Origin of the sequence: Roseomonas sp. E05, assembly GCF_030063475.1 — a bacterium.
Lineage (GTDB): Bacteria > Pseudomonadota > Alphaproteobacteria > Acetobacterales > Acetobacteraceae > Pseudoroseomonas.
Genome location: NZ_JASIRT010000037.1, coordinates 12616 through 34989, shown reverse-complemented (window position 1 = coordinate 34989; position 22374 = coordinate 12616). Strand labels below are relative to the sequence as shown.

Here is a 22374-nt window from a genome sequence, read left to right as displayed (position 1 = left end):
ACAAGATGCGACGAACCGGTCCTTTGCCGGCGCATCAAGAGCGACGAAACCCGCGCCGGGGCGGCCAATCGGCTGGTATGGCGCGGGACGGCGGCGGGTCGGGAGCCGGTGGGCAGGGGTGGGCCGCACGGCGGCGCTAAAAAGCCGTCTTTTGAAGGCAAGGCCCGTTTAGGGTAAATTCCGGGCGCAACCGGGGGGAGGGGGCCGATGGTCCTGTTGGCGAGGACACGGCATGACGGCCCGCCGCCGCTGGGCGACCCCGCCCTGCTGGCGGCGCTCGCCACGGCCAGCGCGGCAGTCGCGCGCCTCGACGCGATCGCCCCCCTCCATCCGCTGCGGGAGGCGCTGCTGCATCGCGCGCGCCTCGAGGCGGCGCGGCGCCAGGCCGCGGCGGACGGGGCCCTGATCGATCCCTGGCAGCTCGCCGCCGTGCTGGAGGGCCTGCCGCTGCGAGCGATGCGGGACAGCACGCGAGCGATCGACGCCGGCGCGCTGCACGACGCCGCGCGCCTCGCCCTCGACTACCACGGCTGGCTCGCCGCACCCGGCGTCTCGGCGGAGGGCGCGGTGCGGGCGGCGCTGGCCGCGCTGGACAGGGAGCGGCCCACCGGCGTCCCGCTGCTGGACGCCGCCTGGGGCGCCTGGCGCTGGATCGAACTCGGCGGGGCGCGCCCGCCATTGCGCGCCGCACTGGTGCGGCGCTGGGAAGCGGCGGGCCTGCTGCGCGCGCCCCTGCCGCTCACCGGGGCCGCGGCGCTCGGGGCTGGCCAGCCCTGGGAGCCGTCCCGCTGGATCCCGGTCTTCCTGCGGGCGATTGCCGCCGAAGCGGGGACGGCGCTGGACCTGCTCGTCGAGATGGAGCGGCGCTGGCGTGCGGCGCGGGCGGCGGTGGCCGCCGGGCGGCGCAAGACCTCGCGCATGCCCGCGGCGGTCGACCTGCTCGCCGCCGTCCCGCTGGTCTCGGCCACCACGCTGGCCGCCGCGCTGGACCTGTCGGTGAAGGCAGCCTGTGCGATCCTCGACGACCTCGTCCGCCACGGGGTGGCGGTGGAGGTGACGCACCGCCAGAGCCGCCGCCTGTTCGGCCTCGCCGGCCTGGCGCCGCTGCGCGAGGCCGCCGCGCCGCCGCGCCGGCCGGTGCCCGGGCGGGGGCGAGGGCGGCCCCGCGCGCTGCCGCCCGAGAGCGAGGCGCTACCCGCGGCGGAGACAGTGCCGCCCCTGCCGCCCGCCGCTCCGCTCGCGCGGCCGGCCTTCGACTACAGCGACCTGGCGGCGGCGATGCAGGCCGTGGACGCGGCGCTCCGGACGGCGCGGGCGGGGCTCGCCCGGGCGGCCGGGAGCGGCGGGACGGAGGACGACGGCGCGGCGGGGTGAGGGGCGCCGCAGGAGCGTTCCCGGGAGGCCTGGTCGCACCGGCTCCGCGCGATCTCCTGCTGGCGCGGGGGCGCCGGCCGCGCGTTGCTCTGGCGCCGCTCTCCATCACCACGCTGACCGACCCGTTCGTTGCTGCCCTGGAGACCAGCGCCGGACGGGTGCCGCTGGAGCAGCGCAGCGTCTGGTTGATGCTGGCGGCCGAGCTGGTGCGGGTGAAATCGCAGCTGCTGGCGCCGGCCTGGCTCGCTGCCCGGCCGCAGCTCGGGCGCGACGTGCCCGCGCGCGGCCACAAGCCGCGATGATCCTGGCCTTTTGGGAGGCCTCCCTCGTCAGGCTCGAGGGATGGCCCGCTCCGGAGAACGCGGCGCCGGCTCCGCCTTCCCTGCCGCTCGACCTCGATCGCCCCGCCGGCGGCGCTGGCGCGGATCCGCCGCCGGCTGGCCGACCATCCGGAGAGCGGGCTTCTATCGTTTTTTCTGCCGGCGGTCCTTCTCGATCAGCCCCAGGCCCTTTTGAAACGACGGGCCGCCCTCGCGTCCACCTATATGGCCGGGCTCGAACTGGCGCGGGAGGAGAGGTTGGAACTCGAGCAGTCGAAGCCGTGCGCGCCCGGATGCGGGGGGCGCTTCCGGTCTCATCGCCCGGAGCGTCCCGGCAGGCCGGCTGCTCGGGTCGGGCCGGATCAAAGTTGGGTTCTTTTTGCGTCCAAGGCCCCTACCTGGAGCCAACCTGTCCCGACTTTCCGCCCCTCCAGTCCGACCACTGCCGCAGCGGATGCGGGGGCAACGGAGGCGGCTGCGCTGGCGTCCTCAGGCGCGGCGGAACTCCGGCCACCGCTCAGGATGTCGGGTAGGGTAAGGAAGGCAAGTCGGGGTAAGTCGGGTGGGGTGATCTCCCCGCGACCGCCCTGTTCCGTTCGTGGCACCGCATCAAGAGGCCCGGACATGCCCTGGCCGAGATCACCCGGCCGACGGGAACCGGTTCCGCCGGCTATCCGGCGGGCCTCTCGCCGGATCGCTCCCGGTTGGCTGGTCGCCCGTCGGGGCGGTATCAGTGAAGCTGCCAGGGTCGGAGGAGCGGAGTGAGCCGGGGTGCACATCACGGACAAGGACATCCGTCAGGCCGTCTCCCGCAACGCCTTCCAGGCCGGCCTGGAATACTGGTCCGCCCGGCGGGAAGCGGCTTTCCTCTCGCCTGACGGCCGCCTGCTCAGCGCCAAGGTTCGCGGCAGCGCGCGCAGACCCTATCAGCAGACCGTGCATCTCCGTCGCAGCCGCGACGGCGGCGTCGTGATCAGCGGCACCTGTACCTGCCCGATTGGCTTCAATTGCAAGCATGTGGCGGCCGCGCTGTTCGCCTGCCGGGAGCAGCCGTCGGCCGGCGCTGAGGATGCTGTCGAAGCGGAGAGGGCAAGGGGTTCGCTTTCACCCTTCCCGGGCATGGCGCGCCCGGCTTCCGCATCCCTCTGGCCTCCAGGGTCTGGCCAGCACAGCGCTGTCCCGGCCGGAAGCGTATCGCCGGCGATCGCCGCCTGGCTGAACCGGGTCGAGGCCGCCGGCGAGGAGGAGAGCGAGGACTACCCGCCTGCCATCCGCCGGCGCCTCCTTTATGTCCTGCGGCCCGAGCCAGGCTTGGGCGGTCTCGGGGTGGAGCTGGTCTCAACCGAGCTGAAGCGCGACGGAACCCTGTCGGGCCGGACGAAGCACTACACGCCGTCCCAGCTCCTGCACCCGGCGCAGCAGCCCCGCTTCCTGCGCCCTTCCGATCGCCGCATCATCCGCCGTCTCGCCGCCCTGGGCAGTACGGGCGAGAGCGGCGAGGAGTTCATCGAGACGCTGCGCCGCATCCTGGCCACGGGCCGCGGCCGCTGGGGCAGGCATGACGGCCCGGTCCTTTGCGAAGGACCGTCCGTCGCTGCCCAGCTGGCCTGGTGCATGTCCGAGAGCGGGGCGCAGCACCTGGATCTCGGTCTGCCGGCAGGGCTGCAGGCACTACGGCTGGCCGCACCCTGGTACCTGGACACCGCGGCCAGCCGGATCGGGCCGGTGCAGCTGGACCTGCCGCCCCGTCTCGCCCACGCTCTGCTCGCGGCGCCGCCCCTGCCGCCGGAGGCGGCCCGCCATGTGCAGGCCGAGCTGGCCCGCCGCCTGCCGGACCGGCCGCTGCCATCGCCGCAGGAACTGCCGCCGCCGCAGGACCTGCAGGCCCCCCCGGTTCCCCATCTCTGCCTGACCTCCGGCGAGCTGCCCTTCGACCCGCATGCGCCGCTGCGCCACAGTGGCCTGCTTGGGCGGGTAACGCCCGCACCGGTTCGGCTGCCTCTGGCGCATCTCTCCTTCCAGTACGGGCCGGTCCGGCTGCCGGATGCCTCCGGCGCTGCGTCAACCGTCCTGCAGGACGGACAACTCTACCGCGTCATCCGTGACCGCGCCGCCGAAGCCGCAGCTGCCCGTCGGCTGCAGGAGCTGGAGTTCGACCGCCTCGGCAGCCTGATCCTTTCATTGTCCCGGCATGCGCAGGCCGACGCATGGCTGCCGCTGGACCCGGACCCCGGCGTCTGGATCGACGTGATGCTGCACGAGGTGCCGGCCCTGCGCGCCGCCGGCTGGACGATCGAGGTTGCGGAGGACTTCCCGCTCCAGCTGGCCGAGGCTTCGGGCGACGTCATCGCGGAGGTCCACGAGGGCTCCGGGATTGACTGGTTCGACATCGGCCTCGGCGTGATGGTGGATGGCGAGCGGGTTGACCTGCTACCCGCGCTACTCGACCTCCTCTGCGAAGCAGGTCCTGACGCCTCGCGGCTGACGGAGAGCCCGGCGGAGGGTGAGGGCGATACTCCCTTCCTGCTTCCCCTGGCCGATGGCCGGCTGCTCGCCATGCCCGGCGCGCGGCTCCGCGAGTTCCTGGCGGTGCTGCTGGAACTCTTCGCCGGGCGTGATGTGGAACTGGCCGATGGCCGCCTGCGCCTGCCGCGCGCGCATGCCGCCGACCTCGCCCTGCTGGAGACGGCCAGTGCAGCGAGCGGTGTCGTCTGGCAAGGCGGCGAGGCCCTCCGCGCGCTGGGCCGTCAACTCCGCGACACCGGGGGCATCCCGCCGGCCGTCTTGCCGGACGGTTTCACGGCGGTGCTACGCCCCTATCAGGCCCGGGGCGTGGACTGGCTGCAGTTCCTGCGTGCCACCGGGCTGGGAGGCGTGCTGGCCGACGACATGGGTCTGGGCAAGACGGTGCAGGCCCTGGCGCACATCGCCATCGAGCAGGCGGCAGGCCGGCTGGACCGGCCGGCGCTGGTAGTCTGTCCCACCAGCCTCGTCGCCAACTGGCAGGCGGAAGCGGCGCGCTTCGCGCCGGGTCTGCGCGTGCTGGCGTTGCACGGCCGGGAGCGCGGGCGGCATTTCGACCGGATCGGCGCGCACGACCTGGTCCTCACCACCTATCCGCTGCTCACCCGCGACCACGCCGCGCTCACCGCGCAGGACTGGCACGTGGTGGTCCTCGACGAGGCGCAGACGATCAAGAACCCGCAGGCCGGAACCACGAAGCTGGCCGGACGGCTGCGCGCGCGGCAGCGGCTGTGCCTGTCCGGCACGCCACTGGAGAACCACCTGGGCGAGCTATGGTCGCTGTTCGATTTCCTGATGCCGGGCTTTCTCGGCGACCGGCAGGGTTTCGGGCGGCTCTGGCGGGCGCCGATCGAGCGCGGCGGCGACACGGCACGGCAAGCCGTGCTGGCCCGACGGGTGGCACCCTTCCTGCTGCGGCGGACCAAGGCGGAGGTGGCTGCCGACCTGCCGCCCCGCATGGAGATCGTTGAGGCGACCACGATGGAAGCCGGGCAACGCGCCGTCTACGAGAGCATCCGGCTGGCCATGCACGCCAGGGTGCGCCAGGCGATCGCGGAGCGCGGGCTGGCGCGCTCGGGCATCATCATCCTGGACGCATTGCTCAAGCTGCGGCAGGCCTGTTGCGACCCACGGCTGCTGAAACTCACCACGGCCAAGGCCACCAGGGCGCGCTCGGCCAAGCTGGAGCGCCTGATGGAGATGTTGCCGGCCCTGCTGCAGGAGGGCCGGCGCATCCTGCTGTTCTCCCAGTTCACCACCATGCTGGCGCTGATCGAGACCGAACTCGACCGCGCGCGCATGCCCTACGTCAAGCTGACCGGGCAGACGCGCGACCGGACGACGCCGGTGCGGCGCTTCCAGGCCGGCGAGGTGCCGCTCTTCCTGGTCAGCCTCAAGGCGGGCGGCGTGGGGCTGAACCTGACCGCCGCCGATACCGTCATCCACTACGACCCCTGGTGGAACCCGGCGGTCGAGGACCAGGCCACCGACCGGGCGCACCGCATCGGGCAGGAGAGGACGGTCTTCGCGCACCGGCTGATCACCGAAGACACCATCGAGCGGAAGATGGAAATGCTGAAGGCGCGCAAGCAGGCGATCGTCGCCGGCATCCTCGGCGCCGGCCCCGGCGTCACCCTCGACGTGACCGAGGCAGACCTCGAGGCGCTGTTCGCGCCCGTGGATCCCTGAGGGCCGGCTTCGGGCAGGGATCCCTCGCACATTTGCGCCGTCATCCTGACAGGGTACGGGTCGTGGCATGGCAAGATCGGTCCACCTCCTGAAAAGGAGGCCTTCCTGAAGTCGGGTCCTCAACCATGGGGAGGGCACTGCAACGGCCAGGACGTGGCATGCTGCGGAAGAGACCGTCAGCAAGCTGTGGCAGATTGACGTGCTGATGGCACAGGGGCGGCCGGGGCCGCGAAAATGGCCGCCAGCCGATCCAATGCCTCTCCACTCCACCGACGCAAGTCCAGTGACGGGTTTGCCCGGCACGTTGGGACCTCCGTTTGGCGACAGAGATCCTTCGCGTACCGGCCCGCAGCGGCCAGCACCCCACCCCCATCCCGGATCGAGACGGTCGTGCCGGTCACGATGGTTGTCGCTGAACAACGATTACTATCTCTGCCGGACCAAGACCCAGATGCGCTTGATGGTGCCTGGTGAACGCTGCTCAGCGCGCTACATTCCGGCACGCGCGCTGGAGGATCTGGTCTGGCAGGACCTGTGCAAGGTGCTGACCACGCCTGAGATCGTCACCCACGCCATGGAGCGCGCTCGGGGTGGGCACTGGCTGCCGCAGGAACTGCAGGCCCGCCAAGCCAACCTCCGCCGCGGCCGGGCAACACTGAGCCAACAACTGGAGCGGCTCACCGAAGCCTACTTGGCTGCCGTGCTGACCCTGGAGGAATACGAACGTCGACGGCGTGACGTGGAGCGCCGTCTCCTGGCCCTCGACGCCCAGGAGCAGGCGCTCCGACAGGATGCCATGCAGCATGACCAGGCTGCTCAGCTCGCCGCCCATGCCAAAGACTTCTGCCGCCGCCTCCGGGCAGGCTTGGCCGACGCCGATTTCGACCGTAAGCGCGTCCTCCTTGAACTGCTGGTCGACCGGGTCATCGTTACCAATGGCCACGTCGAGATCCGCTACGTCGTTCCAACCGGCCCGAACGGAGAAGGCCAGCCGTTTTGGCGATTGCGAACAGACTATCTAGAGCGTCTTGTGCGGACCATAGCTGGCGGGCGCATCAACCCAGCGACCATCGGAACGCGACACGTGGATGATGCCGCTGATCACCTCATTGGCCCGGGGCGGCAGTACGGGCGATATGGCTACCGCCGGATTACGGCCCTGCTCCAGGCTGAGGGCCGCCACTGCAACCACAAAGCGGGTGGAGCGGATCTGACGCCGTGAGGGGCTGAAGGTTCCTACTCGGCAGCCCAGGCTGGGCGGCTCTGGTAACCCGCTCAGCCATCGAAGGCTGACCGCCCATGATATGGTGCTCCACCGGGGACATGTCGTCCCGGCACGGCCGGATGGCCGGGACAGTGCCCGTCCCGGCCGTCTTCTCTCAAGCCCTGGCGATGCGCGCCGGCAAGCCTTGGCGCACGGCGGTGCCGGCCACGGGGTCCAGCCAGACCGAGAAGCCGGGCCGCGACGGATCCGGGATGCCGAGGTCGTTGAGGTTCACCCCGGTGGCGAGGCCCGGCCGCTCCTGCTGCCGAACGCCGCCGATCTCATGCGCCCGGGCACCGAGCTCGCGGTGGCCGAAGCCATGCTCCACCGCGAGCACGCCGCGCATGACACCGCGGCGCAGGATGGCCGTAGCCTCGGCGGTCCCGCCCGGGGTCTGAATGCGGATGCGCTCGCCGCTGCGGATGCCGAGACGCGCCGCGTCCTCTGGATGGATCGCCACCGGGTTGTCGGGCTTCAGCCCACGCAGCCGGTCGGCACCGATGGCATAGCTGTTCACCAGCACCGATTTCTGGCTGACCAGCAGCAGCGGCCACTCCACCTCCGGGTGGCGGGCGCGCATCGCCGTGCCGTCGGCAAAGGCGGGCGGCGTCCAGCCCGGCACGCCCGGGAAGCGACGGCCGGTGACGGCGCTGCGGGCGGCGGCCACCTGCTCGTTGTAGAGGTGCAGCATCCGCATCGGCTTGCCGGCGAAGCGCTCGCCCTGGAAGGCCTCGGCGGCATCCTGGTAGCGGCCGCCGCGCGCCAGCACATAGGCGACCTTGCGCCATTCCTCCGGCTTCAGGGTCGCTTCCAGGGCGCTGCGCAGCCGGTCTAGGCCGACCAGCTCCAGCTCCTCCTCCGGCGCGTTCGGCACCGACTGGCCGGCAAAGGCGATGTTGGCGCCGGCGCGCAGATACCAGTCCTCCGCCCGCTCCAGCGGGTGCGGATTGCCGTCCTTGTCCTTGATGGCCCGCGGGCCGAAGCCCGGCAGGCCCATCGCCGTGGCGCAGGCGATCAGGAAGGACTCCAGCCCGATCGGCTCGCCCGCCTCGGTCTTCGCGGTCTTCGGCTCCACCACCGGCCAGCGCGCGGTGGAGGCGCGCGTCGGCACGCCGCCCCAAGGTTGCGCCCAGCCCCAGCTCTCGTAGAGCAGGCTGTCGGGCACGATGTAGTCGGCATAGGCGCCGGTCTCGTTGATAAAGGGGTCGATCGCCACGACCAGCGGCAGACGCTTCGGATCGCGCAGCGCCGCGTCCACCTGGGCGCGCAAGCCGGGCACGCCGTAGATCGGGTTGGCGCCCCAGACAAAAAGCGCCTTCAGGAGATAGGGATACCCATCAAGGGCACTGACGAGCCACTCGCTGGCGAGTTGCGGCGTGCCGGCCGCATACCACGGGCGCTCGGCCGGATAGGCCTGCCCCGTCGCCTGCTTCCGCCTGAACTCGGAGGAGCGTTCGTAGGCCTGGTTGCTGCGCGACAGCGTCACCCCGCGCGGCTGCACCATGCCGTCGAACTTCGCCAAGTCGTAGCGCGAGCCGGGGCCGGCTTCGGGGAAGCCGCCGCCGCCCTGGAAGGTGCCGCCCTTCCAGTGCAGGTTGCCGATCAGCGTGTTCAGCGTGACCAGCGTGAAGGCACTGGCGAAGCCGTTTCCGGCCATGGTGCCGCCATGGGTGTTCACCGCGGCCTTGCGGCCATGGCTGGTGAACTCGCGCGCCAGCCCGGCGATGGTCTCGGCCGGGATGCCGCAGATCGCTGCATACTCGTCGAGCGTATGGGCGAAGGCGCTTTCCCGCAGCAGGTCGGCCGCCGAGCGCAGCCGCAGCGGCTGGCCGCCGATATCGGACACAGCGTCGTGCAGCAGCACCGCCGGACCCTCCATCGCCTCGGCTGGGCGCAGTTCGCCGGTCGTGGGATCGGCAGCGACCGGACTGTCCTCTTCGCCATAGCGCTTGCCCTCGAACGGCAGGCCGATGTCGGAGGCGCGCAGGAACAGGCCCTCGCGCGGATGGCCGGGCTCGGCCACCACCAGATGCGTGGCGTTGCTGAAGGACGGTTCGCCCGCCTTCTGCGCCGCCTTGGCCGAGGGCTGCGACAGATAGGCCTCGTTCCAGCGCCGGTTCTCGATCATCCAGCGCATCATGGCCATGGCGAGCGCGCCGTCCGTCGTCGGGCGAATCGGGATCCAGCGACCGCGGTCGCGGGCGGCTAGGCTGTCCGAATTGCCTAATACCGGATCTATGACGACGTAGTGCAGCCCGCCGTCCCGCCGTCCCTTGGCCAGTTGCCAGCCCTGGCGCTTGAACGGATTGCCGGCGTTGGCCGGGGCTGTGCCGCAGTAGATGACGAACTCGGCGTTCTCCAGGTCCGGCTTGGCATGCGGCATCTGCCGCAGATTGCCGAAGGCCGCGCCCGAGCCGGCCCGGTAGGAGCCGCTGCAATAGGCGCCGTGAACCGCAAAGTTGATGCTGCCGAAGGCCTGCTGCATGAAGCGGCGGGCGAAGCTCTCGCGCCCCTCGTTGGTCGCGTAGAGCATGGCCACTTGGTTCACCTTCGGGCCCAGCTCCGGTGCCGAGGGGTCGATCGGCTCCATGCTGCGGAGCGCGCGCAGGCCGTCCACATGGCCTTCCCCGAACAGATCGCCGCCCTCCACCACTTCGCGCACCAATTGGGCGAAGGAGATCGGCTCCCACCGCCCGGCGCCGCGTGGGCCGACGCGCTTCAGCGGCATCAGGATGCGGGAGGAGCTGTCCATCTGGGTCAGCACGGCCGCGCCGCGGCCGCAGGCGGTGGAGCGACCAGCCAAGCCCTTCTCCTCATGCCGCGACAGGGCGGCGAAGCTCTCCCGGACCGGGGTCTCGTAGGGCAGGTGCGGGTCCGTGGAGAGCGGGCTGTAGGGATTGCCCGCCACCCGCAGCACGCGGCCGCTGGCCTTGTCCACCCGCACCCGCACGCCGCAGAGGGTCGTGCAGCCCAGGCACATGGTGTAGCTGACCTGCTGGCCTGGGTTCGGCGTCACCGCACCGGTCGCGGTGTCCACCCGGAATTCGGGCGGCAGGGAGCGGCCATGAATGTTCGGCGCGGCATTGGCCGGCTTCGGCGCCAGGCTCCCGGCCACGCCCTCCACCACCTTGCGGGCGGTCTCGGAATAACCAGTGGCGAAGGCGACCAGCCCGGCGCCGGCGGCGCCGGCCTTCAGGACGTCACGGCGTTGGGTCACGGTTCAGGCCCTCCCGGGCGCGGCAGGGGTGACAGGCGCGGCGGCGGCCTCGGCGGCGCGGGCGGGGCCCGCCGCCTCCCAGGGCAGCAGCGCAGTCAGCGCGATCAGCAGGAACAAACAGAAGCCGCCGGTGCCGAGGATGCCAAGCAGCCCGTCATGCCCGAGCGGCAGGTGGTAGGCGTAGAGGCCGGCGCCGGTCTTCGGCACGGTCTGGCCGCCAATGAAGACGGTCCAGCGGAACATCCAGGCGGCATGCAGGGCGATCAGGCCTGACAGCCAGCCGGTGCCCGCCGGCCGCCACAACGCCAGCGCCGCCGGCACCGCCGCGGCGAGTGCGGCCCAGATTGCGGTCACCCGCCACTCCGGCGAATGCGCGACGCTCGCCAGCGCCGCCGCGTGCGTGGCATCCAGGCCGAGCAGGCCGGTGGCGAGCCAGGCGCCCCCCACTGCCAGCGCCGCGGCCAGCGAGAGGGCCAGCAGCCGGTTCAGCACCGCCTCCATGCCGCGGTCGCGCGGTGGCAGCAGCCGGTCCAGCACCAGCACCAGGCCGATGGCGCCCGCGAGCGCAGTGACGGCGAACTGCACCGGCAAGAAGGGCGTGGCCCAGAGCGGGCGCGCGCGTAGCACCATCACCTCCATGCCGGTGTAGAGCAGCACCAGCGCGGCGAAGCCGGCGGCCCAGGCGGCGGCCAGCGGCAGCAGCCGCGGCAGAGGCGGCAGCCAGGGCAGCGCGGCGAGGCGCCAGGCGCGGCGCAGCAGCCCCGCCCGCGCCGGCGCCGGCGCGGTGGCAAGCCCGGGGCGAAGCGCCGCCCAGGCATAGAGGCAGAGGCCGCCGAGATAACCGGGGATGAAGAAGGCGCCCCAGGCCATCCAGGAGTTCAGGTTGGGATGGGCATAGAAGCGCCAGAAGCGGCCCGGCTGGTGCAGGTCGGCCAGCAGCGCGACGGGCGCGGCGAAGCCGCAGACCAGCGCGCCGATGAGGGCGAGGCGGGCGAGGCGCAGCCAGGCCGGGCGGGCGAAGGCGAAACCCGGCAGGGTCAGCAGGAAGCAACCGACCGAGAGGCCGATCAGGAAGAAATACTGCACCGCCCAGGGCAGCCAAGCCGCCTCGCGGGTGACGTTCAGGACCTCGACGACGGGGTTCACGACCGTGCCTCCTGCCTATGGGAGGGATGCCACAGCGTCGGCTCCGCCTCGACCTTGCCCAAGAATGCGTCATCGAGGCCGAGGTAATAGACGCGCGGCCCGGTCTCCATTTCAGGCTTCAGGACCTTGGATTCGTTCTTCGCGAGAAGCCTGCTGACGGTGCTGCCCGGGTCGTTGAGGTCGCCGAAGATGCGGGCGCCGCCGACGCAACTCTCGACACAGGCGGGTAGCAGCCCGGCATCGACGCGATGGGCGCAGAAGGTGCACTTGTCGGCCTTCTGCGTCTCGTGATTGATGAAGCGGGCGTCGTAGGGGCAGGCCTGGACACAATAGGCGCAGCCAACGCAGGCATCGGCGTTCACCACCACGATCCCGTCGGCGCGCTGATAGGTCGCGCCCACCGGGCAGACCGGGATGCAGGGCGGATCCTCGCAGTGGTTGCACAGCCGCGGCAGCATCACCATGGCGGTGCGGTCGCCCTCGCGCACCTCGTAGGTGGAGACGATGGTGCGGAAACTGTCCTCCGGCACCGCGTTCTCCATGATGCAGGAGACGGTGCAAGCCTGGCAGCCGATGCACTTGGCCGTGTCCACTACCATGCCCCAGCGCGGGCCGCCGACCTGGGCGCGGATCCCGGGTGTCGCAGCCTCGGCCGCGCCGACAGCGCCCCCCAGGGAGGCAGACAGGCCGGAGAAGAACGACCGGCGCGAAACGGACATAAGAAAAGCCCCCTAACATCAGGCGATGCTGAAATAGCCGGGATGCCGGGGGTGAACGTTGATGTGGATCAAGGGGGATGCCGCCTTCGCGCAGCACGTCATCCGACACGCGCGGAGGCAGAGGGCGGGTGAGCTTCGGCTCACACCTCGCTGTGGCGCAGCGCCCAGTTCAGCGGGCGCAGAATGCTCGGTGCAGGACGGCGATCACCTCAGCCGCAGGCCCGCTCGTGAGGCTGTAGGTCACGTTGTGGCCGTTACGTTCGCCGCGGACCAGGCCCTCGGCGCGCAAGCGCATCAAATGCTGGCTGACCAGTCCCTCGCGCGCGCCGATCCGTGCGGCGAGCACGCCGACCGCCAGCGGCCCCTCGGCCAGCGCGCAGAGGATGCGTAGCCGCCAGGGGTTCGCCAGCGTCTTCAGGAAGTCCGCCGCACGCTGCGCGTCTTCCGTGAGGACGTGGCTGGCGTCGCTCTCGGCGAGCGCGGTCGGCCCGCCTTCCGCGTCAGGCGACAACGAACTGCGCCATCATGCCGTTGTCCTCGTGCTCCAGCACATGACAGTGGAGCATGAAGGGCGCGTGGTCCGGTGCCGGCTGGGTGAAGCGCACCAGCAGCTCGGTCGGCCCGCGCACCAGGACCGTGTCGCGCAGCCCCTGGTCCCGCGGGTCGGCCGGTCCGCCGTCCCGGCCCAGCACCTCGAAATGCACGCCGTGGATGTGCAGCGGATGCGCCATCATCTCTCCCGACGCTTCCCAGATCTCGACATCGCCGAGGCGGATCCGGGCGTCGATGCGCCCCATCTCGAAGGGGCGGCCGTTGATGCCGTGCATGCCGCCCATGGCTCCACCGGGGCCGCCTATGCCGCGGCGGCCCATCATGCCACCGCCCATTTCCCCCTGCATCATGCCCCCCATGCCCATCCCCATGGTGAGGGCGACGCGGCGGCGGCGCACGGCCTGCGACGGATCCGACCGCTCGCGGGAGACGAGGCGCCCGGGAATCCTCGCCGGGGCGGCCTGCCCGGTCAATCGCGGCTCGAGCCGCAGGACGGTCTGGCCCTCCCCGGTCATGTTCGGGGCGAAACCGCCCATCCGGGCCATCATCCCCATCATCGGCAGGTTGGTGTCCGGCGCGGTGCGCAGCGCCACCGGGCGCCCGTCGGAGAGGTCGACCAGCACCTCCGCCCTTTCGCCCGGAGCGAGGCGGATCGCGCGGAGCGGGACCGGGCGCTCCAGCAGGCCGCCCTCGCTGGCGATCCAGTGGAAGGCGCGGCCGTCCTCGAAGGAGAGGTCGAAGAGGCGCGCATTGGCGCCATTCGCAAGGCGCAGCCGGACCAGCCCCGCCGGCGGGCGCGCCACCGCGTCGGGCGTGCCGTTGGCCAGGATGGTGTCGCCCCGCCGGCCGAGCATCATCGCCGGCATGCCCCCGGGCAGCACCAGCACGCCCTCCTCGAACTGCCGGTCCTGCAGCACCACGGGGATATCGTCCACGCCGTAGTCGAAGGGCAGGCCCAGCGCCCGTTCCTCCTCATCAGTGACCAGCAGCAGGCCCATCAGGCCGGCATAGACCTGCTCGGCCGTGCCGCCATGGACATGGGAATGGTAGAGCAGGGTCGCCGCGGGCTGCCGGATGGGGAGGCGCGGCCGCCAGGTCGCGCCCGGCGCTATCATCTGGTGCGGCCCGCCATCCAGCGGCCCCGGGACGAGCAGGCCGTGCCAGTGCACGGTCGTGCCCACGCCAAGCGCGTTGGCGACCGCCACCTCCACCTCGTCGCCGCGGTGCACGCGAATGGTGGGGCCGAGATAGCTGCCGTTGTAGCCGAGCGTGCGGCTCGCCGGCCCGCCGGGGAAGAAGATCGTGCGCCCGGCCTGCGCGCGCAGCGCCACCGACTGGCCCTGCCGGCGCGCGTCAATCAGTTCGGGGATGCGCAGCGCCTGCGGTTCGGCGGATCGCGCCGGGCGCAAATGGATCGCCGGCAGGAAGCCAGCCAGCGTCGTGGCGGCGAGGAGGGAACGGCGCGTCGGGAGGATGGCCAAGTTCGAGATCCTGTTCGTCTGCCTCAAGCCCCGCCGATGTTTCGGGGCTGGCTTTGGCGGCGCTCGCTGCATGCGGCAGGAAACCATCACAGCCCCTGGCGGTTTCCTCACAACCTTTGAAAGTTAAGAGGTCCGCATGTCCTACTGCCACGCCCGGACGACCGGCCTGCCCTTCGACCGCGCGGTCGCTGCCGCCACCGAGGCCCTGGGACAGCACGGCTTCGGGGTGCTGTCCGACATCGATGTGCAGGCGACCCTGCGGAAGAAGCTCGGGAAGGAGACGCCCCCCTACCGCATCCTCGGGGCTTGCAACCCGCGGATGGCCGACCGGGCGCTCGAGGCTGAGCCGCTGATCGGCACGATGCTACCCTGCAACGTCGTGGTGCGCGAGCGCGAGGACGGCACCGTTGAGGCCGCAGCGGTGGACCCGGTCGCCTCCATGCAAGCCGTCAGCAACCCGCGCCTCGCGGAGACCGCCGGTGAGGTTCGGGATCTGCTGCGCCGGGCCGTCGACGAGGCCACCGGCTGAGCCGCGCCGCATCAGGGAGAAGGGCAGACCCATGCCGACCCTGCCCGCCACGCTGGCCCGCATGCGCCGGCTATGCGAGCAGCCAAAGCAGCGAGAAGCCGCAATTCATAAAGCGACGGCGTCTACACGACGTTGCCGCAACAGGAGACGCGCCATGCCGCAACGCACCAGGCCGGGCCGCTTCCGGATTTCGCCCATGGCACTTCTGCTGCTCCCGCTCGCGGCCTGCACCGGCTCCGGGGCCGTGGGTCCGACGGTCCAGCCCGCGGGTGGGCCGGAGAGCGCCCGGACCAGCGCGCTGGCGACGGCAGCCTCCGCCGTGCAGCGTGACGCACCGACAGCGAATCTCGACGTCTACCTCGTTGGCTTCCACCCGATGAAGGACGACCCCTCGCACCAGTTCGAGGCGCACCACTTCTGCCACGTGGCGAACGAGGACCTGATGCAGTGCGCCTTGTTCGACGGCAACACCCGCTCGGCCAATCTCACCGGCATCGAATACATCATCTCCGAGCGGCTCTTCGGGCAGCTGCCGCGGCAGGAGCGCCAGTACTGGCATCCGCACAACGGCGAGATCCTCTCCGGCCAGCTCGTCGCGCCAGGCATCCCGGCCGCAGCGGAGCACGCGCTGATGGCGAGCAAGATGAACAGCTACGGCAAGACCTGGCACACCTGGGACGTCTCCGCGGGAGGCGTGCAGGGCGGCTCGCTGCCGCTCGGGCCGCCGCGGCTGGCTTGGTCCTTCAGCCGCGAGGGCGAGGCGCGCCCCGGCCTCGTGGCGGCGCGCGACCGCCGCATGGGCATCGACACCGTCGAGCGGCGCCGCGCGCGCCAGGACCTGGTGCCACTCGCGCATCCGCAGGCGGGGGTGGACGCGCTGCGGGGCCGGTTCGGCCGGCCGACCCTGCCCATCCCCGGTGTGGTCGATGCCGGCGCTGGATCGCTGGCGCGGTCGGGCTCGCCGGCTTCGTCCGAACGGTAACGTTCCATTCCCCGGGAGAAAGACCATGCCCTTCCTGCCCCCGACGACCAGGCGCGTTGCCGAGCACAGCAGCGCGGCCATCAGCCACCGAATCCGTACTGATATTGAGCGCCGGGTCCGCCAACTCGCCGAACACCCGGAGGGCATCGACCGGCGTCTGCGCGAACTCGACCGGGAGTGGGACGTCGAGCGCACGCTGGAGGCCAACGCCGCCACCCTCGCCCTCGCGGGGGTCGTGCTCGCCGCGACCGAGGACCGACGCTGGCTGTACCTGAGCGGCGGCGTCGCGGCCTTCCTGCTGCAGCACGCGCTCCAGGGATGGTGCCCGCCGGTGCCGATCTTGCGGCGCCTGGGCGTGCGGACCGCCGAGGAGATCAACGCCGAGCGCACGGCCCTCAAGGCGCTACGCGGCGACTTCCGGGGTGTCGAAGGCGATGCCACGGCGGCGGAGGCTGGCCCCGACGCCCGGGCGAGCGCTGCCCTGGCGGGGGCCTGGGCGTGAGCGGGCCCATGCCGACCGCTCCCTTGCTCGGGCGCCGCCCGCTCCTGGCCGGTGCGGCGGTGGCGACGGTCGGAGCCGAAACCGCGGCGGCGCAGGACGCCGCAGGGGCCCCAGGATGCCATGGGTCTTCCCGGCGGTGCCGGGCTTACGGCCGGGTCGTCGCGCTGCCCGACGCGCTATAGCAGCCCGCTCCCGCGCTCCGCTACAGGGTGGCCTTCGGCGTGACGCAGGCACCGCGCGAGCGGGAGGGCCGGAATACCGGCCTTGACCACGTGGCCCGCCTGCTGAACCTGCTCGCGCTCCGGCACGTCACGCCCGCGCCCGACGACGTCGTCGCGGTCCTGTACGGGGCGGCCACGCCCGCCGCGCTCGCCGCCGGCGCGCACCAAGCGCGCTTCGGCGGGCCGAACCCGAACGCGGAGCTGCTCCGCCTGCTGCGGGAGCGCGGCGTTGCCGTCGAGGTCTGCGGCCAGGCTCTCGCCGAGCACGGCTTCCGCCCCGGCGACGCGGCGCCGGAGGTCACGGTGGCGCTGTCCGCGCAAATCGCGCTGGCGAACCGCCAGTTGCGCGGCTGGGCGGTGCTCGCCGCCTGCAAAGGAGAGACGACATGGCCCTGGTGTTCCGGAGCTTCTACACGGAAGGTATTTCGCAGCTCTCCTATCTGGTCGGCGATGACAGCGCCGGCCTCGCGGCGGTGATCGACCCGCGCCGCGATGTCGGCCTCTATCTCGACGCCGCGGCCGCGGCGGGGCTGCGCATCGCGCACGCCATCGAGACCCACATCCACGCCGACTTCGCCTCCGGCACGCATGAGCTCGCCGCCCGGACCGGCGCGGAGATCCTGGGCGGCGAGGGCGACTACGGCTTCCCCCTGCGCCGCCTGCGGGATGGCGAGGAGATCGCGCTCGGCGGCGTGCGGCTGCGGGCGCTGCACACGCCGGGCCACACGCCCGAGCATATCTGCCTGACCCTCTCGGCCGAGGGCCAGGGCGAGGCACCCTTCGGCGTCTTCACCGGCGACACGCTGTTCAATCTCGATGTCGGCCGCCCCGACCTGCTCGGCGACCAGCAGGAACGGCGCCACGCGGCGGCGCTGCACGAGAGCCTGTTCGGCCGCCTGCTGCCGCTCGGCGACGGTACCGAGGTCTGGCCGGGCCACGGCGCCGGCTCGGCCTGTGGCAAGCAGTTCGGCGACCGGCTGCGCAGCTTGATCGGCAACGAGCGGCGCGTCAATCCGGCGCTGAAGCCGCGCGGGCGGGAGGAATTCGTGGACTGGCTCCTGGACGGCATGCCGGAGCCGCCCCGGTGCGGGGCGGCGAGGTGCCCGTGCCGCCGCCGCTGCCGCCGGCCGAGCTGGAACGGCGGACGCGGGAGAGCGCCGTGCTGGTGGACACGCGCTCCATGTTCGCCTTCGGTGGCGGCCATATCGCCGGCGCGCTGAACATTGGGCTGGGTGAGGAATTCCCGACCTGGCTCGGCTGGATGGTGGAGCACGGCACGCCGATCCTGCTGGTCGCCGAGGGGCCGGCGCAGGCGCGCGAGGCCGCGGCGCACGCCTTCCGCCTTGGCTACGACGAACTGCCCGGCTATCTCGGCGGCGGCATGGCGGCCTGGGTGGCCTCCGGCCGCCCGATCGCGCATCTCGCGCAATGGAGCGTGCGGGATCTGGAGGCACGTCGTGCCGATCCGGCGCTGCAAATCCTCGATGTGCGCCGGCCCGACGAGTTCGGCGCGGGCTGCGTGCCGGGCGCACGCAACCTCTACGTGCCGCACTTGGCGGAGCGGCTGGGTGAGCTGGACCGGGAGCGGCCGGTCGCGACCTACTGCGGTAGCGGCTACCGCAGTAGGTCGCCGCCTCGATGCTGGCGGCGGCCGGTTTCCGGCAGGTGGCGAACATCCCGGGCTCCTGGAGGGCCTGGCGCAGCGCCGGCCTGCCGGTGGAGGGCTGAGGTCATGTCGCCCGTGCCGCGTCGCCTCCGCGGTACCCTTGCTCGGCGCCGCGGCGCTCGGCGGCTGCGGTGCGGGCGCCGCGCCAAGGAGCCACGAGAGGGCAGCGCCTCCTGCTCCTGCCGGCATCCCCGCTCCCTGGCGGGCGGAGCCGCAGCCGGGCCGTGCCTTCGCCGTGCCGGAGCTCGACATCGCCCTCGGCCTGCTCGGCGATGTCGCGGACCCGCAGCTCGTCGTGTTCTACGGCGGCAAGCAGTTCATGGCCGTGCCGGACCTGCTGCGCGCCTTCCGCGCGGCGCATCCTTGCTACGAGCGCATCTTCGTCGAGACGCTCCCTCCCGGGGTGCTCGGCGACCAGATCGAGCAGAGCGCGCTCGTGGTCGGGAATCTGCGCATCGCGCACCGCGCGGATGTCTTCGTGGCAGGGCGGAGCCGCATCGAGCGGATGCAGCGCGAGGCGGCCGGCCGCCGCTTCGCCGCGACGCGGGCGATCAACCGTAACCGCCTGACGCTGATGGTGCGCGAGGACAATCCCGCCGGGTTGCGCGCGATCGAGGATCTGGGGCAGCCACACCTCCGCGTCGCCATGCCGAACCCGGCTTGGGAGGGCATTGGGCGGCAGGTCGAGGAGGTTCTCCGGCAAGCCGGCGGCGGCGCGCTGCACCGGCGCGTCATGCGCGAGAAGGCCGCAGATGGCAGCACCGTGCTGACGGACATCCACCACCGCCAGACGCCGATGCGCCTGCTCCGCGGTCAGTCCGATGTCGGCCCGGTCTGGGAGACGGAGGTGTTGCACCAGCGCCGCCTTGGCCAGCCGATCACAGGCGTGGAGATCCCGGAGCCGCTCAACCGCACCGGCACGACCCTCGCCGCCGCCTTAGTTGTCCGGTTGTGAGACCTCCTTGGCGTCTGCGGGAGCGGAGGCTGGGTGATGTCTGTGGCGGCATGGTCTGGATCGCTGTTGGCGTGGGAGCAGGAGCTTGCGGCGCTAAAGGATCGGCTTGGGCTCGCCGTGCGGCGACGGGAGTTGCGAGAGTCGATCGGGCACTATGTCGACGGACTGCTGTCCGGGCTCGAACGCAAAACGGGCTGGCTGCTGGCCGAGCGCGCGGGCGAGGCCCGGCCGCACCGGCTGCAGGCGGTGCTGGGACGGGGGCGCTGGGACGCGGAGGCGGCGCGTGACCTGGTGCGCGCCTACGCCGTCGAGGCGCTGGCCGACCGCGACGCGGTGCTGGTGGTGGACGAGACCGGTTTCATCAAGAAGGGCGAGCACTCCGCTGGCGTGGCGCGGCAATACTCCGGCACGGCAGGGCGGATCGAGAACAGCCAGATCGGCGTGTTCCTGGCCTATGCCAGCCGCTACGGCCAGGCACTGATCGACCGGCGGCTCTTCCTGCCGGAGGCCTGGGCGGCGGATCGGGCCCGGCGCGCCAAGGCGGGCGTGCCCGAGGAGGTGACGTTCGCCACCAAGCCCGCGATCGCGCGTGACATGATCGCCACGGCGCTCGATGCCGGGCTGCCCTGTGCCTTCGTGCTGGCCGACGCGCTGTACGGATCGGACAAGCGGCTGCGGGTCATGTTGGAGGGGCGCGAGCAGCCCTACGTGCTCGCCGTGCGCAGCAATGAGCGGCTGATGACCACCGAGGGCAGCTGCGCGACCCGCGATGCCGCCGAGATCGCCGCCGCACTGCCCCCTCCGCTTGGCATCGTCACGCAACGGGCGAGGGAGCCAGGGGACCGCGGCTCTACGACTGAGCTCGGGTCCGCCTGCTGCGCCTGCAGCAGCCGCCCTGGGACCACTGGCTGCTGGTGCGGCGCAGCCTGCGCGATGCCTCCGACCAAGCCTACTACGTCGTCTTCGCGCCGATGGAGACCACGCTCGCCGAACTGGCCGGCGTGGCCGGGCTGCGCTGGACCATCGAAACCTGCTTCGGCACCGCCAAGGAGGAACTCGGTCTCGACCATTGCGAGGCACGCTCCTGGGATGGCTGGCACCGCCACATGACGCTGTGCATGGCAGCGCTGGCCTTCCTCGCGCGGCTCCGCGCCGAACTGGTCCGCAGCGCAGCCAGCAAACCGAACGAAACGAGGCCAGGCGCCGTCGCCGTGGCCGCCTAAAACCAGGACCAGGGCGCAGATCGCCGGAACACCTGCCGCCGCTCTCCACCCCGGAGATCAGGCACCTGCTTGCCCGCCTCGTGCTCGCCGTCGCCCCCATGCGCGAACTGCTGCTCGAGTGGTCCCTCTGGCGGCGGCAGCATCAGGCCGCCGCACGCGCGGCCCACCTCAGATCACGCCGTAAACAGCAACTGTAGTACTAAAGTGTCTGGTCGCAGAACATTGTTGGGATCCGGTGGGGCTGGCCATCGTAGACTACGCCTGCCGTTTCGAGCGCCTGAAGGGCGCCGTGCCGGGAGGCAGGTGAGCCATGCACCAGATCCACCCCAATGCCCGTACCACCCCCGCCGTCCGGGCCGAGATCGCCCGCTCTTCCGAGCCCTCGGGTGTCCTGGCCCGGCGCTTTGGGGTGAGCAGCGAGACCATCCGCAAGTGGCGCCAACGCGGACCGCAAGACTGCCTCGACCACTCGGCCCGGCCCCATAAGCTGCCCTGGAAGGCCACCGAGGAGGAGCGCGCCATCGTCTGCGCCCTGCGCCGGGCCACCAACTTCGCCCTCGATGACCTCACCTTCGTGGTGACCCACTTCCTGCCGCATCTGAACCGCGACAGCATCTGGCGCATCCTCAAGGCCGAGGGGCTGAGCCGAAGGCCACCATCTCCTCCCACCAGGCCGAGGCGAGGCCAGGGCACCTTCCGGGACTATGATCTCGGCTTCGTCCACATCGACATCAAGCACCTGCCCAAGCTGCAAACCGCCAATGGCGAGCGCCGCAAGCGCTACCTCTATGTCGCCATCGACCGCAGGTCCCGCTCCGTCCACCTGGCCGTCAAGGATGATGAGACCGAGCGCAGCGCCATCGCCTTCCCGCGCGAGGCGGCCAAGGCTTTCCCCTTCCGCCTCACCCACGTGCTGACCGACAACGGCAACTGCTTCACACCAGCCTTCGCCCGCGTCTGCGCCGAACTCGGCGCCGAGTACCGCCACACGCGGCCCTACTCGCCGCAGACAAATGGCATGGTAGAGAGGTTCAACGGGCGGGTCGGCAGCGAGGTGCTCGGCATCACCATCTGGTCCCATGCCCAACTGGAGCAGCTGCTGCGAGGCTTCAACGCCGCCTACAATGCCCGTCGTCAGCGCGTCCTCGACGGCAAGACACCCGATCAGGTCGTCAAGGAACGCCTCCGGGCGCGACGAAAGCTCGCCCGACCCAAACCCGAAACACCTGAAGGTCGCGCCGGCCCAGAGGACATCGCCCGCGCACGCCTCATTGCTGAAGCTGCCAAGGAGGTCTCACAACCGGACACCCTTGTGGTGGGCGGGCCTCGTCGCGCCGCGCTGGGGAGCGAGGAGCGGCCGGAATTGTCCGAGGGGAAGCGGCAAGACGAATGCTGGCCGGTCAGGGCGGCGCGCGCGGGTTGACCCTCTCCAGCCAGAGCGCGGTGGCCCAGCAGACTGCCGCCCAGGCGGCGCCCAGCGTCCAGCCCGCCAGGACGTCGGTCGGCCAGTGGACGCCGAGATAGACGCGGCTGAGGCCCACGATCAGCGCGAGCAGCGTGGCGACGGATGAGACGTAGACCTTGAGGCGCCGGTCCGGCTGCACGCGGGCGAGCAGCGCCCCGACGGTCAGAAACACGGCCGCCGACAGGGTGGCGTGCCCGCTCGGAAAGCTCGCCGTGAAGACCCGCATGGCATGCGGCACCAGGTCCGGCCGTGGCCGTCCGTACCCGTCCTTCAGCCCAGATTCGAGCGCCAGGGCACCGAGCGCGCTCGCGGAGAGGGTCAGTGCCTCCGCCCGCTTCCGGGCCAGCGCCAGGTACAACACCACCGTGACGACCAGGAAGGTCAGGACGCTGGTGCCGCCGAGCGCGGTGAAGTCGCGCCCCACCACCTCCAGCCAGGGCGGCCCGTTCGGGTTGGCGGCGTCACCCGGCGCGCGCAGGGCGAGGAGCAGCCTGAGGTCGAAGACCCGCGTGTCGCCCTCGGTCATCTCGCCCGCCAGCGCGAGGA

The 22374-nt window shown here is 71.7% G+C and carries 17 protein-coding genes and 2 pseudogenes; 13 read left to right on the top strand and 6 right to left on the bottom strand.

The window, feature by feature from the left end; genetic code table 11:
- Positions 1 to 207: 207 nt before the first annotated feature.
- From QMO56_RS23245 to QMO56_RS27040, 4 genes are all read left to right on the top strand, one after another.
- Positions 208 to 1374, top strand: coding sequence for a hypothetical protein (locus tag QMO56_RS23245; RefSeq protein ID WP_283529637.1), 1167 nt, complete (start codon positions 208 to 210; stop codon positions 1372 to 1374).
- The gene (locus QMO56_RS23240; RefSeq protein WP_283529636.1) at positions 1371 to 1676 is read left to right on the top strand and encodes a hypothetical protein; all 306 of its coding nucleotides are present in this window, start codon (positions 1371 to 1373) and stop codon (positions 1674 to 1676) included. Before QMO56_RS23245 ends, QMO56_RS23240 begins: the two co-directional genes overlap by 4 nt.
- A gap of 789 nt (positions 1677 to 2465) precedes the next feature.
- The gene (locus QMO56_RS23235) at positions 2466 to 5906 is read left to right on the top strand and encodes a DEAD/DEAH box helicase (protein ID WP_283529635.1); all 3441 of its coding nucleotides are present in this window, start codon (positions 2466 to 2468) and stop codon (positions 5904 to 5906) included.
- A gap of 406 nt (positions 5907 to 6312) precedes the next feature.
- A complete protein-coding gene (locus QMO56_RS27040; RefSeq protein ID WP_408906548.1) occupies positions 6313 to 7128 on the top strand; it encodes a hypothetical protein in 816 nt (271 codons plus the stop codon).
- A 157-nt stretch (positions 7129 to 7285) separates the two neighbouring features.
- Here QMO56_RS27040 and QMO56_RS23220 read toward each other — a convergent pair whose 3' ends face one another.
- From QMO56_RS23220 to QMO56_RS23200, 5 genes are all read right to left on the bottom strand, one after another.
- Positions 7286 to 10387 carry a molybdopterin dinucleotide binding domain-containing protein gene (locus tag QMO56_RS23220; protein WP_283529634.1) on the bottom strand — a complete coding sequence of 1034 codons (3102 nt, stop codon included), beginning with the start codon at positions 10385 to 10387 and terminating at the stop codon, positions 7286 to 7288.
- Between the two features lie 3 nt (positions 10388 to 10390).
- Positions 10391 to 11533: an NrfD/PsrC family molybdoenzyme membrane anchor subunit gene (gene nrfD / locus QMO56_RS23215; RefSeq protein ID WP_283529632.1), complete on the bottom strand. Its 1143-nt coding sequence runs from the start codon at positions 11531 to 11533 to the stop codon at positions 10391 to 10393.
- A complete protein-coding gene (gene dsrO, locus QMO56_RS23210; RefSeq protein WP_283529631.1) occupies positions 11530 to 12252 on the bottom strand; it encodes a sulfate reduction electron transfer complex DsrMKJOP subunit DsrO in 723 nt (240 codons plus the stop codon). Before dsrO ends, nrfD begins: the two co-directional genes overlap by 4 nt.
- Before the next feature lie 169 nt (positions 12253 to 12421).
- Positions 12422 to 12763 carry a helix-turn-helix transcriptional regulator gene (locus QMO56_RS23205; RefSeq protein ID WP_283529630.1) on the bottom strand — a complete coding sequence of 114 codons (342 nt, stop codon included), beginning with the start codon at positions 12761 to 12763 and terminating at the stop codon, positions 12422 to 12424.
- The gene (locus QMO56_RS23200; RefSeq protein WP_283529629.1) at positions 12753 to 14285 is read right to left on the bottom strand and encodes a multicopper oxidase family protein; all 1533 of its coding nucleotides are present in this window, start codon (positions 14283 to 14285) and stop codon (positions 12753 to 12755) included. Before QMO56_RS23200 ends, QMO56_RS23205 begins: the two co-directional genes overlap by 11 nt.
- 136 nt (positions 14286 to 14421) lie before the next feature.
- Between QMO56_RS23200 and QMO56_RS23195 the strand changes: the two genes are divergently transcribed.
- The 9 genes and pseudogenes from QMO56_RS23195 (at position 14422) to QMO56_RS23155 (ending at position 21786) form a co-directional block, all read left to right on the top strand.
- Entirely contained in the window at positions 14422 to 14814 is a 393-nt protein-coding gene (locus tag QMO56_RS23195) for a DUF302 domain-containing protein (protein WP_283529628.1), read from the top strand.
- 196 nt (positions 14815 to 15010) lie between these two features.
- Positions 15011 to 15796, top strand: a complete 786-nt coding sequence (locus tag QMO56_RS23190) for an OBAP family protein (protein ID WP_283529627.1) — start codon at positions 15011 to 15013, stop codon at positions 15794 to 15796.
- A gap of 25 nt (positions 15797 to 15821) precedes the next feature.
- Positions 15822 to 16298, top strand: coding sequence for a YgaP-like transmembrane domain (locus QMO56_RS23185; RefSeq protein ID WP_283529626.1), 477 nt, complete (start codon positions 15822 to 15824; stop codon positions 16296 to 16298).
- A gap of 221 nt (positions 16299 to 16519) precedes the next feature.
- Positions 16520 to 16996: a DsrE family protein gene (locus QMO56_RS23180; RefSeq protein ID WP_283529625.1), complete on the top strand. Its 477-nt coding sequence runs from the start codon at positions 16520 to 16522 to the stop codon at positions 16994 to 16996.
- Entirely contained in the window at positions 16906 to 17739 is an 834-nt protein-coding gene (locus QMO56_RS23175; RefSeq protein WP_283529624.1) for an MBL fold metallo-hydrolase, read from the top strand. Before QMO56_RS23180 ends, QMO56_RS23175 begins: the two co-directional genes overlap by 91 nt.
- A pseudogene (locus QMO56_RS27035) lies at positions 17700 to 18140 on the top strand (rhodanese-like domain-containing protein); the annotation flags it as partial. The gene QMO56_RS23175 and the pseudogene QMO56_RS27035, both read left to right, overlap by 40 nt.
- 145 nt (positions 18141 to 18285) lie before the next feature.
- A complete protein-coding gene (locus QMO56_RS23170; protein WP_283529623.1) occupies positions 18286 to 19140 on the top strand; it encodes a substrate-binding domain-containing protein in 855 nt (284 codons plus the stop codon).
- 36 nt (positions 19141 to 19176) lie between these two features.
- Positions 19177 to 20363: pseudogene (locus QMO56_RS27030) on the top strand (IS701 family transposase).
- Positions 20364 to 20673: 310 nt separating this feature from the next.
- Positions 20674 to 21786 carry an IS481 family transposase gene (locus tag QMO56_RS23155; RefSeq protein ID WP_349362382.1) on the top strand — a complete coding sequence of 371 codons (1113 nt, stop codon included), beginning with the start codon at positions 20674 to 20676 and terminating at the stop codon, positions 21784 to 21786.
- Here the strand turns inward: QMO56_RS23155 and QMO56_RS23150 are convergent.
- Positions 21764 to 22354, bottom strand: coding sequence for a phosphatase PAP2 family protein (locus QMO56_RS23150; RefSeq protein WP_283529622.1), 591 nt, complete (start codon positions 22352 to 22354; stop codon positions 21764 to 21766). The two genes, QMO56_RS23155 and QMO56_RS23150, sit on opposite strands and share 23 nt — an antisense overlap.
- Positions 22355 to 22374 lie beyond the last annotated feature (20 nt).